Below are 14,184 nucleotides of genomic sequence, written 5' to 3'. Positions count from 1 at the left end.
GAGCCGTTCGACGAGGCCGAAGCAGCCGAAGCGGCCGGCCGTAGATGGCGTCAGCCGCGTAGGCGTTTGCCCAGGGCGCGTCTCATCGTGGCGGACACCAGGGCGCGGAGGCTCTTCTGTGCACGGGTGGCGGCGGAGAGCTGGCGGCGCAGGGTGCCGACCTCGCGCCGCAGGTCCACGGCCGACTTGCGCCAGCGCCCGGCCTCCTCCTTCCACTTGGCCACCTGCCCCCGCAGCCGCTCGGCCTCCTTGGCCAGCCGGGCGGCCTCGGCCTCCGCCTCCATGCGGGCCCGGTACGCGCTCCGCCGCCCCAGCGGCGGCGCCGGCTCGGTGGTGAACCCGTAGGTCTCGCCCTCGACCCAGGACACGCCCGACACCGCGTCCACCACGTCGTCCAGGTCCTCCCCCGGCTCGGCCACGATGCGGGCCCTGGCGAAGGCGGACACGCGTTCCAGCCGGGCCGCGACGACCCCTTGGGACGACTCCTGGAGCAGCACGTTCACGAGCCCCAGGCCTTCGTCGCGGGCCAGGTCGAGCAGGCGGGCCAGGGTGTCCTCGCCGGGGACCCAGCCGACGGGCAGGCGCAGCACGAACGGCACGGCGGGATCGACGTCCTCGGCGGCGGACAGCCGCACCCGGCCCTCGTACCGGTAGTGGCCGTGGACCAGCACGAGGTCCAGGCCGGGATCCAGCAGCGGGGAACGGTGCTCGCGCCGGAGAGTGTCCCAGGGGCCGAGGAGGAGTACGGAAATGTCGGGAACGGTGCCGGCGAGCAGGGAGTCCACCGTCGTCCGCACCTGCTCGTAGCCCGCCGTCCCGTCCACCACCACGGTGACGTACGGCACCTTCCACTGCCGCCCCGGATGGCCGCGCAGCCACCGGTAGGCCGGGATGCGGTCGGCCACGAACGCGTGGCTCACCCGGTCGATCGGCCGCTTGTCGCGCATCCGCATCGTCGGCCCGAGATGGTAGGCGCGGGCCGCGGGCTCAGGTACGAAGACCGCGCCCGCCTGCGCGAGCCGGTAGCCCATCTCGGTGTCCTGGCCGAGGATCAGCTCCTCGTCCATCGGTCCCGCCGCCTCGATGAGCCGGGCGTTGACCGAGGTCGCGCCGCCGACGTGCAGGCTGAACGGGCGTTGCGGGTTGTCGGTGAGACCGTTCGTGCGCTCGACGAGGTCGACGATCCAGGCGTGCGGCTCGGCCGGCTCGAAATGCCGCTCCAGGTCGTCGGGCAGCTCCGCGGGCACCTCGGCGCCGGTGAACCTGATGTAGCCGGTGACGACGAGGTACGGCGCCGTGTGGTGCCAGCGCATGTGGGCCTCGATCGCGCCCGGGGTGAGCACCACGTCGGAGTCGAGCCAGTGGATCACGTCGCCGGTGGCCTGGGCCAGCCCGGCGTTGCGGGCCGCGGCCCGGCCCGGCACCGGGCAGACGACCAACCGGGTACGGGCGGGACGGACGGCGGGCAGGCGCAGCGGCGGCGTGCTGCCGTTGTCGACGACGATGACCTCGGTCAGCTCGGCCGGGTAGGTCTGCCTGGCCAGCCCGGCCAGCACCAGGTCGAGCTTGTCCTGGCCGCCGTACGCGGGAATGACCACGCTGACCGTCAGCTCCGGCGTGACCCGCTCGGCGGGCTGGAGCACGCGGTAGTCGTTGCCGCGCACCCGCCCGCGAGCGGCCGCACGGCTGCCACGTGCGCTCATGCGGCTTCCATCAGCAGGCTCGGGCGGAAGCCGCGCCACTGGTTGGCGGCCACCTTGAGGAAGTGGGCCAGCGGCAAGCGCCACGTGTGCTCGTCGCTGAGCCCTCGGCGCAGGACGTAGCCCAGCCCGTGGGTGCGGTAAATGCGCGCCCCCGACTTGTGCGCCGCCTTGAGGAACTCGAGATCCACAGCCCGGGAAACCCCGGGAAATCCGCCTATTTCACTAAATTTTGATAAAGAAACCATGATCGTGCCGCCGGCCACGTGATCGGACCAGACCTCGCTCGGATAGCCCGCCCCGCTGGCGAACGTCGTCCGCCTGATCGTGGCCTTCAGCGGCTCCAGGTAGAAGAACTCGGCCGTCGTGCCCACCACGTCGGCCCCCGCGTACGTCAGGGCCATGAACAGGTCGGCGAGGTGGCGCGGGCCGTACCAGTCGTCGTCGTCCCATTTGGCCAGGTAGTCGCCGCTCGCCGGGGCCGCCGCCCGGTTGAGCACCTCGCCGAAGGGCACGGAAGCGTCCGCCTCGACCCAGGTGACGGGCAGCGTGCAGGCCTCGACCGCCGCGCGTACCTGCTCGAACGCCACCCCGTGCAGCCCCAGCAGCACCTCGGCCTCGACGTCGCGCTGCCGCTCCATCTGCTTCAGCGCCGCGCCCACCAGGCCGGGCCGCTTGGTCGACATGACGATGCTGACCTTGGGCGCGGGCGTCGGGTGCGCCAGGCGGCGCAGGCGTACGCTGTGCTCCTCGCGCCGCAGGTCGGCGAGGCAGCGCGCGGTGCCGTCGGGGGCGTGGTCGAGCCAGGCCCGGTCGGTGAGCAGCGCGGCGAGGCCGGCGGGCACCCAGGGCGCGGCCCGGCCGGCGGTCAGCGGGATCCCGGCGGCGGCCAGGCGCAGCAGGCCGTCCAGGGGCACCGGCGCGTCGGGCCATTCGATCTCGAGCCCGCGCAGCGGGCGCAGCGCGGGCACGTCGGGCGGCTGGCCTTCGACCGCCCATCCGGAGTCGTCCCAGTGCAGGCGGGCCAGCCCCTTCTCCGGCGTACGCGCGAAGCCGCAAGGGGTGACGGACATGGATGCGTGCTCCTCGACCGCTGGGGATCAGTCGGCGCCTACCTTACGCCGGTTTTACTGACGAGTAGACGCGGGTGGCACTTTCGGCAGGACAGCCTTCGCAGGTCGAGGGGGAGAAGATTGCCAGTTATCCTCCAGGAACTTATGGCACGGTAGTGGCCAATGTTTATTAAGGTGTCAATAATCCCGACTCAGTCCATGATGCCTGCGATGTCCAACTAGAAGTGATCTACGAAAGGTATGCGCGGATGCTCTCGCCCCGCCGACTGGCAGCGACCGGCGCACTCCTCTCGGCCGTGGTAGCCGGTGTGCTCGTGGTCCTCGTCCTCACCGGCCTCATCACCTTGGGCGCGGCGGCGGCCACGGTGGCGTTCCTGGTCGCACTGGCGGCCCTCGCCTACCTCGTGCTCATCGTGCGCCGTCTCGACGGCAAGGCCCACCGCATCGACCTGCGGATCAAGAAGTACGAGGCCGAGCTGGCCCGCACCACCGCGGCGCTCAAGAACATCGAGACCAGACTGGACCTGCTGGTGCAGGCCGTGGAGGAGTCCGCGGCGCGGCGGGCCGACGACCTCGGCGCGATCCTGGCCTCGCTCGGAGAGGACCGGGTGAACGCCATGGCGCGGGCGCGAGAGGTGGAGGAACTGCGCGCGGAGGTCCGCGCGCTGACCAGGGACGCGGTGTGACGGGCACGCGGGTCAGGCACAACGACTACGGCGTGCTGCGGCCGCCCGCGATCGGCGCCTGGGAGCCCTCGCTGACCGTCTCGGTGGTCATCCCCGCCTACAACTGCGCGGAGGCGCTGGAGCGCACGGTGGCGGGGCTGGCGCGGCAGACGTACCCGGCCGAGCTCGTCGAGGTGGTCGTCGCCGATGACGGCAGCGAGCCGCCCCTCGACGTGCCGGGCGCCCGCGTCGTACGGGTGGCCGAGGGCTGGGGGCGCGGCGCGGCCAGGCAGGCCGGGCAGCTCGCCGCCGCAGGCGCGGTGATCCACTGGCTGGACTCCGACATGCTGCTGGCCGAGGACCACCTCGAGGCGCACATGCGCTGGCACCACCTCATCGACTACGCGGTGGTGATCGGCGACACGCGGTTCGTGGACACGCCGGGTGAGGAGGGCGTCCAGTCCGAGTACACGCGCAAGACGCTGGAGTCCACCCGGCGGCTCAAGAGCGCGGGATCCAGCGCGTACCTGCTGCATACGGGCGCCTCGACCTCCGTGCGCGCCGAGCTGCTGCGCGCGGCCGGCGGCGTGGACACCGGGCTGAACATGGCCGAGGACACCGAGCTGGGATACCGCCTGTCGCAGGCCGGTGCGGTGTTCATCGCCGACGCCGAGGCCAGGGCGTGGCACGTCGGGCCCTCCACCGTGATGCTGCGGGAGAAGGAGGTGCACCGGCACAACTGGTCCTATCTGGGCGACCTGATCCCCGACCTGCGCTGGCTGCGCAGCCATCCGCGCCGCCACTGGCTCGTGCCGTACGTGAAGGTGGTCGTGACGGCCACGACGTACGAGCAGACGCGGGCGAGCGTGGACTCGGCGCTGGCCGGGACCCTCGCGGACGCCGCCGTCACGCTCGTCGGCCCGTGGGGCAAGCTCACCGGCGAACGCCGCTCCAACCTCGACGATCCCCTGCTCGACCTGCGCCTGCTCCACAACCTCTACGCTCACGAGCCGCGGGTCGCCTTCGCGGAGAGCATGCCCGTCTCCGCCGCCCCCTCCCCCTTCCAGCTGCACCTGCCCACCGGATGGGTGCTGGGCGCCGACACGCTCGCCCGGCTCGTCGAGCACGCCGACAAGGACCTGCTGGGGCTGGTGAGCGTGGCGCTGGCGGAGGGCTCGGACGGGGTGGTCGCCGCCCGCCTGGAGCGCACGGCCGCCTTCTCCCGCGCCGCCCTCTTCGAGGGCGCCGTCGACGACCTCGTGGACGAGATGTACGGGTCCGAGTGGGTCGGCGGGAACGAGTACGGCTTCGCGGTGGCCGAGGAGGCCGAGCCGCTGACCGGCGACGCCGCGAAGTGGCGGGCGCTGGCGGGGCGGCGGCTGGGCGAGATCAAGGAGCTGCGGGGCGAGGTGGAGCGGCTCCGCGCCGAGGTCGAACGCCTCTCGACGGCGGCCGAGCCCGCCGCGGAGGACGGCGCGGGCGGCCCGTTGCGCTCGCTGATGAGGCATCTGAGGAGCGCCGGATGATCCGGGAGCTGCTGGCGGAGCTCGGCGGGGCCCGCGTCTTCTTCGCCGGGATCGACGACGTCGCCCCGATCCACGCCGCGACGGGCGAATCCGACGAGGTGGTGGATCTCGATCGGGATCTGCTGGAGCCGGTCGCCGAGCCCGAGCAGGTGCGTGAGGTGCTCGTGCTGGCCAGGACGCCGGCCGACCTGCGGCGCGTCGCCACCCTGCACAAGCTGTTGCCGCAGGCCGGGCGGGTGGTGGTGGCCGTGCTCGACACGCCTGCCGCCCATCCGGCGCCCGTGCCCACGCCGACGCCCGCCCACCGGTGGCGGTCGCTGACGGACCTGCGGGTGTACCAGCCCAGGAACCGGGTCTGGGTGGTGGACGCCAGCTTCTCCGCGCCCACGCCGGCGGGTCGTACGGTGACGGCCACGGCCCGGGCGTTCGCCGGCCACCGCCTGGACGTGATCGCCGCACCCGCCGCCGCGATCGCGGGCGTCGGCGCCGCGGACTGGCGACCGGGCGACCCGAACGCGACGCCCGCCGAGGTCACCGGGCCTGTGCCGGAGCGGGTCGGCGCGCCGGGCAGCGACGTGGTCCTGCGCACCATCCCCGCCCCCGACCGCATCGACCTGGCCCCTCACGGCGTACAACGCGACGGCACGCACCCCGACGGACACGCCCCCACCCGGACCGAGTCGGCCGAGAGCGCAAGCGACGCCCACCACCCCCAAAGCCCCACTCTGACGGCGCCGCACACCGATGGCTCAGGCGCGGCGGCCGCGCGGAGCGGGGCAGAGGGCTCAGGGGCCGCAGCCGGTGGAAAGACGGCGGACATCGACGGCTTGAGGGCCGACACCCCGTGGGGCGAGGAGATGAGCGACACAGCCCACACCGACGGCTCCAGGTCCGCCGCCGCGTGGAACGGGGAGGTCGCGGCGGTCGAGTGGGCCGGGGAGGAGACGCCCATCGAGCGGCCCACCATCCAGGCCGTCAGCTGGGAGCGGCTCGGCCGCCCCGGGATGACCCACTCCCCGCTGGCCGATCCTGACGTGCTCGGCGAGCCGTCCATGGTGCCCCCGGTGGACGAGCGGCTGGTCAACCCCATGGGTTTCGTGACCACCCCGTCCCGCGGCATGGCGTCGCTGGCCGAGCGGGACGGCCGCTGGTCGGTGGTGCTGGACGGGAAGGTCGTGACGACGTTCGCGGAATCGGGCGGGGTCACCGACGCCGACGTGGCCAGGCTGCGCCAGATCCGCGGCGTCGAGGTGGACTGGCGGCACGCGCACAGCGGCCCGCTCGCCGCGGTGCGGGTCCTGACCGGGCTCGCCGCCGCCGGGGTCCCGCTGGCGGCCGAGGCGGTGCCGCGCTGGGCGGGCGCCCTCGGCGAGGAGGTCATCGAGCTCATCGAAGGCTGCCCGGACCTCTCCGACGAGCTCCGACGCGAGGAGCACAGCATCCGTCTGCGGCGCGCCGCCCTGCGTACGCACGGGGTAGCTGCCAGGTGGGAGCAGCTCGGCGCGCCCGCCCCCGCGCCCCCGCTCACGTCGGTCCTGCTGGCCACCCGCCGCACCGACATGGTCTCCTTCGCGCTCGACCAGATCGCCCGCCAGCGCGACGTCCAGCTCGAGGTGATCCTCGCCCTCCACGGCGTGCCGCAGGGCCACCCGGACGTGGCTCCCGCGATCGCGGCGTTCGAGGGCCCGCTGACCGTCTACGAGGCCGACCACCAGGCCGTGTTCGGCGAGGTGCTGAACGAGGCCGCGGCCAGGGCGTCGGGCTCGTTCCTGCTGAAGATGGACGACGACGACTGGTACGGCCCCGATTTCCTGTCGGACCTGCTGCTGGCGCATTCGTACTCGGGGGCCCAGGTGGTCGGCACGGTGCCGGAGTTCGTCTACCTGTCCTCCATCGACGTGACCGTGCATCGCAAGCAGATCACCGAGCAGATCACCAGCTTCGTGGCCGGCGGGACGATCCTGGTGGAGCGGTCGGCGTTCCAGGCGATCGGCGGGTTCCGTCCGTTGCGGCGCTCTGTGGACACCCAGTTCCAGGAGGCCCTGCAGGCGGCGGGCGGCCAGATCTACCGCACGCACGGCCTGGGCTACATCCTGCGCAGAGGCCCGGCGGCCAACCACACGTGGCAGGAGCCGATCGGCACGTTCCTGCAGCGGAACCGGCGCCAGTGGCGCGGCTTCCGCCCGAACGCCCTCATGGAGCTGGACGGGAGCCCCGTCCGATGAACCCGCCCATGATCCCCCGGATCCCTCACAACGACTTCGGCGTGCTCACCCCACCCGCCTTGGGCGCGTGGGAGCCCACGCTGACCGTCACGGTCGTCATCCCGGCCCACGACCGCCAGGAGACGCTCGACCTGACCCTGGCCGCCCTCTCGGCCCAGAGCTACCCGGAGCACCTCCTCGACGTGATCGTGGTGGACGACGGCAGCAGCACCCCGCTCCACCTGCCTGAACTCGCACCGGCCAGGACCAAGCTGATCTCCAGTCCGCCGGGCGGCTGGGGTCGGGCGTGGGCGGTGCAGGCGGGCCTGGACGCCGCGACCGGCGAGGTCGTCTTCGTCCTGGACGCCGACATGGTGCCGCACCGGCGCCACGTCGAGGCCCAGCTGCGCTGGCACCACCTGGCCCCGTACGTGGTGGCGCTGGGCTGGATCGACTTCACCCCGGCCGACGCGCTGCCCTCGCCCGAGCATGTACGCGAGGCCGTGGCCTCCGGCACGGAGCACATGCTCTTCCCGCTGTCCCCGCATCGGCACGACTGGGCCGAGAAGATCATCCTCGACCACGACGGCCTGCGCGGCGCGCCCAGCTCGCTGGCGACCCGCATCCACGTGGGGGCCACGGTGTCGTACCCGGCCGCGCTGCTGCGCTCGATCGGCGGCATGGACACCTCGCTGGTGCTGGCCGAGGACACGGAGCTGGGCTACCGGCTCACTCAGGCGGGCGTGGTGTTCGTCCCCGACCCCGAATCCCGCGCGTGGCACATCGGCCTGCCCACGGCGATGCGCGACTTCGCGGCGCTGAAGCGCTACAACGACCCGTACGTCGCCGACCGCGTCCCCTACCGCCGCTACCTGCGCACGGACCCGGGCCGTCAGTGGCTGGTGCCGTACGTGGACGCGGTGGTGGCGCCGGGCTCGTACGAGGACGTCCGGGCGACGGTGGACGGCCTGCTGGCGAGTTCCATACCGGACGTCCGGGTCACCGTCCCCGGCCCGTGGGACGCGCTGCCGTCCGGCCGCCGCTCCCCGCTCGCCGACCCTGATCTCGACCTGCGGCTCATCCATGCCACGTTCGAGCACGACGCGCGGGTCCGGCTGGCGGTGGACGAGGCGGTCCCCGGCTCTCCGGCGCCGTTCCGCCTCCAGGTGCCCCCCGGCTGGGTTCCGTCGAAGGACACGCTGGAGAACCTGCTGGCCCACATGGAGGAGCACGACGCCGGCACGCTCTGCGTCGCCCTGGAGGAGACCGGGGAGGGCGTGACGACGGCCCGCCTGGACCGCACGGCCGCCCTGGCCAGGGCCGCCCTGGTCGCCACCCCCGAGGACGACCGGGACGACCTCATCGACACGCTGTTCGGCCTGGGATGGGTGGACGGCGAGAGCTTCGGCTTCAAACGCCGCCCGGCCGTCTACCCGCCACGCAAACGGCCGGCGTCGGAGCTCGCCAGGCTCGTGGCCAAGCACGAGAAGGAGATCGCCCTCTACCGCAAGCGCACAGCCGCCCTGCGTGCCGAGATCTCCCAGCTGAAGCGGGAGGCGGGGAAGAACGGCAGGGACGCGGCCCGCTGGCGCGAGAAGGCGGAGGCCTGGCGCCGCGAGGCGGTGCGCCTGGCCCGCGAGCAGAACCGGACGGTGCTGAAACGCGCCGTCCGCCGGGTCCGCAACCTCGCCTTCCCCGACGGCCGGCACACGTCGGGCTAGTCGTCGCCCTCGACGCGCATCACGCCGGCGACCGCGCGGACGATGTCGAGCTCCCGCAGCCCCTCCATCGTCGCCGACAGCGCGGCGTCGGTGGCGCGGTGGGTGACGATGACGAGCTGGGCGTCGTCGCCGTGTCCCTCCTGGCGCACGGTCTGGATCGACACGTCGTGCTTGGCGAACAGCTCCGCCACGCGGGCCAGCACGCCCGGCTTGTCGGCCACGTCGAGCGCCACGTGGCAGCGCGTGACGGTCTCGCCCATGGGGTGCACGGCCAGGTCGGCGTAGGTCGACTCGTCGGGGCCGCGCGTGCCGGCCAGGCGGTTGCGGGCGACGGCCACCAGGTCGCCGAGCACGGCCGAGGCCGTGGGCGCCCCGCCGGCTCCCTTGCCGTAGAACATCAGCTGGCCCGCCGACTCCGCCTCCACGAAGACCGCGTTGTACGCCTCCCGCACCCCCGCCAGCGGATGGCTCCGCGGGATCATGGCCGGGTGCACCCGCACCCCGACCGAGCGGCCGTCCTCGGAGCGGGCGCAGATGGCCAGCAGCTTGATGACGTAGCCCATGGCCTTGGCGGAGGCCACGTCGGTGGCGGTGATCTCGGTGATGCCCTCCCGGTGCACGTCGGCGGCGGTGACGCGGCTGTGGAAGGCGAGACCGGCGAGGATGGCGGCCTTGGCGGCGGCGTCGAAGCCCTCGACGTCGGCCGTCGGGTCGGCCTCGGCGTAACCGAGGGTCTGGGCCTCCTCCAGGGCGTCGGTGAAGGACGCGCCCGTGGTGTCCATCTTGTCGAGGATGTAGTTGGTGGTGCCGTTGACGATGCCCAGCACCCGTTTGACGTGGTCGCCGGCCAGCGACTCGCGCAGCGGCCGCAGCAGCGGGATGGCGCCGGCGACGCTGGCCTCGAAGTAGAGGTCGCCGTTGCCGGCCCTGGCGGCCTCGTAGAGAGCGGCGCCGTCCTCGGCCAGCAGCGCCTTGTTGGCGGTGACCACGGCCTTGCCCCTGGACAGGGCGGAGACGATCAGTGTGCGGGCGGGCTCGATGCCGCCGATGACCTCGACGACGATGTCGACGTCGTCGCGGGCGACCAGCGACTCGGCGTCGGTGGTGAACAGCTCCGGGTCCACGTCGATGTCGCGCTTGCGGCCGAGCCGGCGTACGGCGACCCCGGCCAGCTCCAGCGGGGCCCCGATGCGCGCGGTCAGGTCGGCGGCCTGCTCGTGCATGAGCCTGATGACCTGCGTGCCGACGACGCCGCAGCCCAGCAGCGCCACTTTCAGCGGTTTCACAGCTGCCCCCTCAACAGGTCGTCCTCGGTCTCGCCCCGCACGATCACCCGCGCGGCCCCGCCCGAGACGGCCACCACGGCGGGCTTGGGGAGGTAGTTGTAGTTGCTGGCCAGCGAGCGGCAGTAGGCGCCGGTCGCGGCCACGGCGATCAGGTCGCCCGGCGCCAGGTCGGCCGGGAGGTAGCAGTCGCGCACGATGATGTCGCCGCTCTCGCAGTGCTTGCCGACCAGGCGGCTGAGCATGGGCTCGGCGGTGCTCTCGCGGCTGGCCAGCACGGCGGTGTATTCGGCGCCGTAGAGCGCCGTGCGGACGTTGTCGCTCATGCCGCCGTCGACGCTGACGTAGGTCCGCAGCCCCTCGACGTCCTTGACCGTGCCGACCTCGTAAAGGGTGATGCCGCCCGGCCCGACGATGGTCCGGCCCGGCTCGACGGTGAGCCGCGGCACGGGCAGGCCGGCGTCCACACACACCTTGGTGACGATCTCGCGCAGCCCGTCGGCCAGCTCCTTGATGTCGGGCGCCTCGTCGTCCTCGACGTAGGCGATGCCGTAGCCGCCGCCGAGGTCGAGCTCCGGCAAAACCACGCCGTGCTCGTCCTTGATCTGCACGAGCAGCGAGGTGAGGCGGCGCGCGGCCACCTCGAACCCGGCCGTGTCGACGATCTGCGACCCGATGTGCGAGTGCAGGCCGACGAGCTCGAGCTGCGGGAGGGCGAGGATGCGGCGCACGGCCTCGGCGGCCGCCCCGGCGCCGAGCGACAGGCCGAACTTCTGGTCGTCGTGCGCCGTGGCGATGAACTCGTGCGTGTGCGCCTCGACCCCGGTGGTCACCCGGATCATCACCTTGGGCCGCTTGCCCTGCTGCTCGGCGAGGTAGCCGAGCCTGGCGATCTCTTCGAAGGAGTCGACCACGATGTGCCCGACCCCGGCCTCCACGGCCCGGGACAGCTCGGCGGCGGACTTGTTGTTGCCGTGCATCGTGATGCGCTCGGGCGGGAAGCCGACGCTGAGCGCGACCGCCAGCTCGCCGCCGCTGGCCACGTCGAGCCCGAGGCCCTCGTCCTTCAGCCAGCGGACGATCTCCTTGCACAGGAACGCCTTGCCTGCGTAATGCACGTCGGAGCCGGCGAACGCGGTGGCGTAGTCGCGCATGCGCGAGCGCACGTCGTCCTCGTCGAGGACGTAGAGCGGCGTGCCGTGGTCGCGGGCCAGATCGCGAACGTCCACACCGCCGACCGTGAGCGCGCCATCGGTCCGGGTCGACGTTCGGGGCCAGATCGCGGGGTTGATCCGGTTGAGGTCGGCGGGCGCCTGCGGTGGGCGCTCGTGGGGCAGCATCTCGGCGTGCCGGTCCCCGGCGGGATGGACGAATCGACTCACCCGATCGAGGCTATCGGAACCGCAGGTCCGCCATGACCCACTGCCCACGTATCGAGACACGATCAAGGGCAAGAAAGGGATATTTTTACGGTTTTTGGCCGTTTAGCCGGATATTTTGCAATTCATCACAGCCGTTCGGGTCCGATCAACACTCCGCCGACCGCCTCCGCCAGCCGCACCCGCGCGGTGTGCACGGGCCGTACCGGCTCGTCACCGCGGGGCACGGCGGGCGCGCGCTCGTGGGCGTCGTGATAGGCGAGCGCGAGCCGCAGCAGGTACGTCTCCCACCCCGGGTGCCTGCTGGTCACCCGTCCGGGCAGCTCGGCCAGCACCCGCAGCACCCGCCGGTCATAGGGGCCGTCGAGCAGCTCGGGCCGGAATCCGGCCTCCGGCACGCCCAGCTCCCGAGCCCACCGCTGGACGGCACGGGCCCGCGCATGCCCATATCTAACGACGAACCCAGGGTTCTCCCATGTACGGGGAAAATCCGGCCATCTCGGCTCCGGTATCGCCACGGGCTCGAAGGACTCCAGGAACTCCCCGGGGACCCGCACGCCGATCCGCAAGAACCCGTTCTCCTGGACCTCGACGTCGGCGACCCCCGGCACGGCCCGCACCCGCTCGGCGAGACCGGCCGCGGGCACCCGCTGCCGCAGGGGCGCCGCGGAGACGTACACCGCCTCCCGCTCCCACGTCCCCTCGGGCGCCGGCGGCTCCCCCAGCGCCTCGGCCAGCTCATGGAGCGTCACACCGACGACCCTATGCCAGGGAACTCCCGGGCTCAGATGAGCGCGTGGGGTTCGGCGGAGCCGTATTCGACCAGGTGGGCGGCGCCCAGCAGCCAGCGGTCCTCGTCGCGCACCCGCACGTACCCGAACCTGTCCGCCGAGAACACCTTGATCCCGTCCGTGCGGCACTGCCGCATCATGACCTCGTCCCAGCCCTCGGTGAGATCGGCGAAGCCCAGCTCGCGCAGGGCGTTCCTGCGGGCCAGGAGGGTCGCGCCGGCGATCTCCGGGAGGTAGGAGTACTCGGCCTCCGGCTGCTTGAGCAGCGTGGCCTGGGGCTTGCGCAGGTGGGCGTAGAAGGCGGCCTTGCCGACGATGTCGGCCGTGCTGAACAGGAAGGCCCGCCGCAGGTCGGACAGGTAGTGCGGGCCGTACACGTCACGCGGGTCCATGACCGCCACCAGGTCCGCCTCGCACAGGTCGAGCCCGGCGTTGAGCATCGCGCCCTCGGTCATCGCGGGATGCGGGCGGCGGTAGACGACCTCCTTGTCGGGCAGCACGTCGCGGGCGCGCAGCTCGGCCTCGGGCGGGCCGATGACGATCACCTGTGCCACGCCCGACTGCTTGGCGACCTGGGCGAGCCCGTGCTCCATGAGGTACGGGTCCATGATCGGCAGCAGCACGGAGGTGTTGAGCGTGGCGCGGGCGCTGGGCAGGCCGATCGTCTCCAGCATCTCGTCGATCCGCTCGGTCATCGTGCCCATCTGGTACGCCCGCCGCAGCGCCACGTGCGCCCGCCGCTCGTCCGGCTCCGTGCCGATGGGGGTGCCGCAGGCGGCGATCTCGGCCAGCCGCCACTGCGGGGTGCCCGGCGGGCAGTCGGCCGCGGCCGGCCAGCGGTAGGAGGTCAGCACGTCGGGGTAAGACAGGTGGCCGGGCAGGAGCTGGTCGAGCGTGAGCACCCGGTCGATGCGCCCGCCGGCGAGCGGCAGCGGGTTGTGGATCCTGGGCTGCACCCCGAACTGCAGCCGCGGCCACGGCACCGCCAGGTCGGTCGTGAACCGGTGCTCGAACAGCTGGGCCGTGGCGGCGTAATCGGCCACGTCGCCCTGCGTGTGCCAGAACACGGTGCGGATGCCGCGCTCGGCGCACCACGCCAGCAGCGCCCTGATGCCCTCGCCGGGCTCGCCGGTGATCTCCTCGGCCCAGGCCCCCTGGGTGACCGACTCGACGACGAGCAGGTGTGGCACCTCGAGCGGGAGCACCCGCGCGAAGTCGCGCGGCGTGAAACCAGTCGTCTGCCGCCACTCGTAGCGCAGCAGCGCCTCGGCGTGCGGGTCGGCGATCACGGCGGCCGTCAGGTGCGGCCGGGTGTTGGGGCCGGTCGGCACCCGGAACGGCTTGAGCTTGAACGAGGCGCCGCCGAGCGTCCTGGTCGAGGTCGTGGCCTGGAACGCGGCCCCCGGCCGCTCGTCCTTGGCGGCCTTGACCGGGGCCACGGGCTTGCGCTTGGGCGCGGTGGGCCGTTTGACCGGCTTGGCCGCGCCCCTCAGGCCCTTGGCAAGCCGCACCGGGTTGCTCTTGCCGCTCTTGATGGCGTCACCGAGGCGGTTCCAGCGGGCGACCTTGATGGAGGACAGCTTCCAGTTGGCCACCTCGGCCTGGAAGCGCTGCTCGGCGAGCTCCTTGCGCAGCTTGTCGGCGGCGGCCTGCTCGGCCGCGAGTCGTTCCTCGGTCTCGCTCAGCCGCCCGGCCAGGGCCTTGGCCTCCTCGACGCTCCGCTCGGCCTCGGCCAGCCGAGCCTGGGCGGCGTCCAGCAGCCTGGCCAGCTCGGCCGCGCGCTCTGCCTGCGCAATGGCATCCCGCAGGGCTCTTCGCGTGCTCTCAAGCTCCGTAGACAAC

The 14,184-nt window shown here is 72.7% G+C and carries 10 protein-coding genes; 4 read left to right on the top strand and 6 right to left on the bottom strand.

Going from position 1 to position 14,184, the window contains the following annotated elements:
- Window positions 1-50 precede the first annotated feature (50 nt).
- Window positions 51-1,703: a glycosyltransferase family 2 protein gene (locus tag ID574_RS20890; RefSeq protein ID WP_188190604.1), complete on the bottom strand. Its 1,653-nt coding sequence runs from the start codon at window positions 1,701-1,703 to the stop codon at window positions 51-53.
- On the bottom strand, window positions 1,700-2,773 hold the full coding sequence (locus tag ID574_RS20885; RefSeq protein WP_188190603.1) for a glycosyltransferase family protein: 1,074 nt from the start codon (window positions 2,771-2,773) through the stop codon (window positions 1,700-1,702). The genes ID574_RS20890 and ID574_RS20885 overlap by 4 nt, the downstream gene beginning before the upstream one ends.
- 248 nt (window positions 2,774-3,021) lie before the next feature.
- Here ID574_RS20885 and ID574_RS20880 point away from each other — a divergent pair, with 248 nt between their 5' ends.
- Genes ID574_RS20880 through ID574_RS61650 form a run of 4 tightly spaced genes read left to right on the top strand, consistent with a single transcriptional unit; the run spans window position 3,022 to window position 8,889 of the window.
- Window positions 3,022-3,459 carry a hypothetical protein gene (locus ID574_RS20880; protein ID WP_188190602.1) on the top strand — a complete coding sequence of 146 codons (438 nt, stop codon included), beginning with the start codon at window positions 3,022-3,024 and terminating at the stop codon, window positions 3,457-3,459.
- Complete coding sequence (locus tag ID574_RS20875) at window positions 3,456-4,964, top strand: glycosyltransferase family 2 protein (RefSeq protein WP_188190601.1); 1,509 nt, start codon at window positions 3,456-3,458, stop codon at window positions 4,962-4,964. The genes ID574_RS20880 and ID574_RS20875 overlap by 4 nt, the downstream gene beginning before the upstream one ends.
- Complete coding sequence (locus ID574_RS20870; protein WP_188190600.1) at window positions 4,961-7,189, top strand: glycosyltransferase; 2,229 nt, start codon at window positions 4,961-4,963, stop codon at window positions 7,187-7,189. The genes ID574_RS20875 and ID574_RS20870 overlap by 4 nt, the downstream gene beginning before the upstream one ends.
- A gap of 8 nt (window positions 7,190-7,197) precedes the next feature.
- Window positions 7,198-8,889 carry a glycosyltransferase family 2 protein gene (locus tag ID574_RS61650; RefSeq protein ID WP_188190599.1) on the top strand — a complete coding sequence of 564 codons (1,692 nt, stop codon included), beginning with the start codon at window positions 7,198-7,200 and terminating at the stop codon, window positions 8,887-8,889.
- Here ID574_RS61650 and ID574_RS20860 read toward each other — a convergent pair.
- The 4 genes from ID574_RS20860 to ID574_RS20845 form a co-directional block, all read right to left on the bottom strand.
- Window positions 8,886-10,175, bottom strand: a complete 1,290-nt coding sequence (locus tag ID574_RS20860) for a homoserine dehydrogenase (protein WP_262496030.1) — start codon at window positions 10,173-10,175, stop codon at window positions 8,886-8,888. The two genes, ID574_RS61650 and ID574_RS20860, sit on opposite strands and share 4 nt — an antisense overlap.
- A complete protein-coding gene (gene lysA, locus ID574_RS20855) occupies window positions 10,172-11,554 on the bottom strand; it encodes a diaminopimelate decarboxylase (RefSeq protein ID WP_188190598.1) in 1,383 nt (460 codons plus the stop codon). The genes ID574_RS20860 and lysA overlap by 4 nt, the downstream gene beginning before the upstream one ends.
- A 125-nt stretch (window positions 11,555-11,679) precedes the next feature.
- Window positions 11,680-12,303, bottom strand: coding sequence for an anticodon-binding protein (locus tag ID574_RS20850; RefSeq protein WP_188190597.1), 624 nt, complete (start codon window positions 12,301-12,303; stop codon window positions 11,680-11,682).
- A gap of 32 nt (window positions 12,304-12,335) precedes the next feature.
- The gene (locus tag ID574_RS20845) at window positions 12,336-14,183 is read right to left on the bottom strand and encodes a hypothetical protein (RefSeq protein ID WP_223166913.1); all 1,848 of its coding nucleotides are present in this window, start codon (window positions 14,181-14,183) and stop codon (window positions 12,336-12,338) included.
- Window position 14,184 lies beyond the last annotated feature (1 nt).

Source organism: Nonomuraea sp. SYSU D8015 (assembly GCF_008065375.1).
In the GTDB taxonomy this organism is placed as follows: domain Bacteria; phylum Actinomycetota; class Actinomycetes; order Streptosporangiales; family Streptosporangiaceae; genus Nonomuraea.
This window is presented reverse-complemented; position numbering and strand designations above follow the sequence as displayed.

Bases quoted from the DNA above. Each gene is read 5' to 3' on its own strand.
- ID574_RS61650 (WP_188190599.1), top strand. From the start codon at position 7,198: ATGATCCCCCGGATCCCTCACAACGACTTCGGCGTGCTCACCCCACCC.
- ID574_RS20890 (WP_188190604.1), bottom strand. From the start codon at position 1,703: ATGAGCGCACGTGGCAGCCGTGCGGCCGCTCGCGGGCGGGTGCGCGGC.
- ID574_RS20870 (WP_188190600.1), top strand. From the start codon at position 4,961: ATGATCCGGGAGCTGCTGGCGGAGCTCGGCGGGGCCCGCGTCTTCTTC.
- ID574_RS20885 (WP_188190603.1), bottom strand. From the start codon at position 2,773: ATGTCCGTCACCCCTTGCGGCTTCGCGCGTACGCCGGAGAAGGGGCTG.
- ID574_RS20880 (WP_188190602.1), top strand. From the start codon at position 3,022: ATGCTCTCGCCCCGCCGACTGGCAGCGACCGGCGCACTCCTCTCGGCC.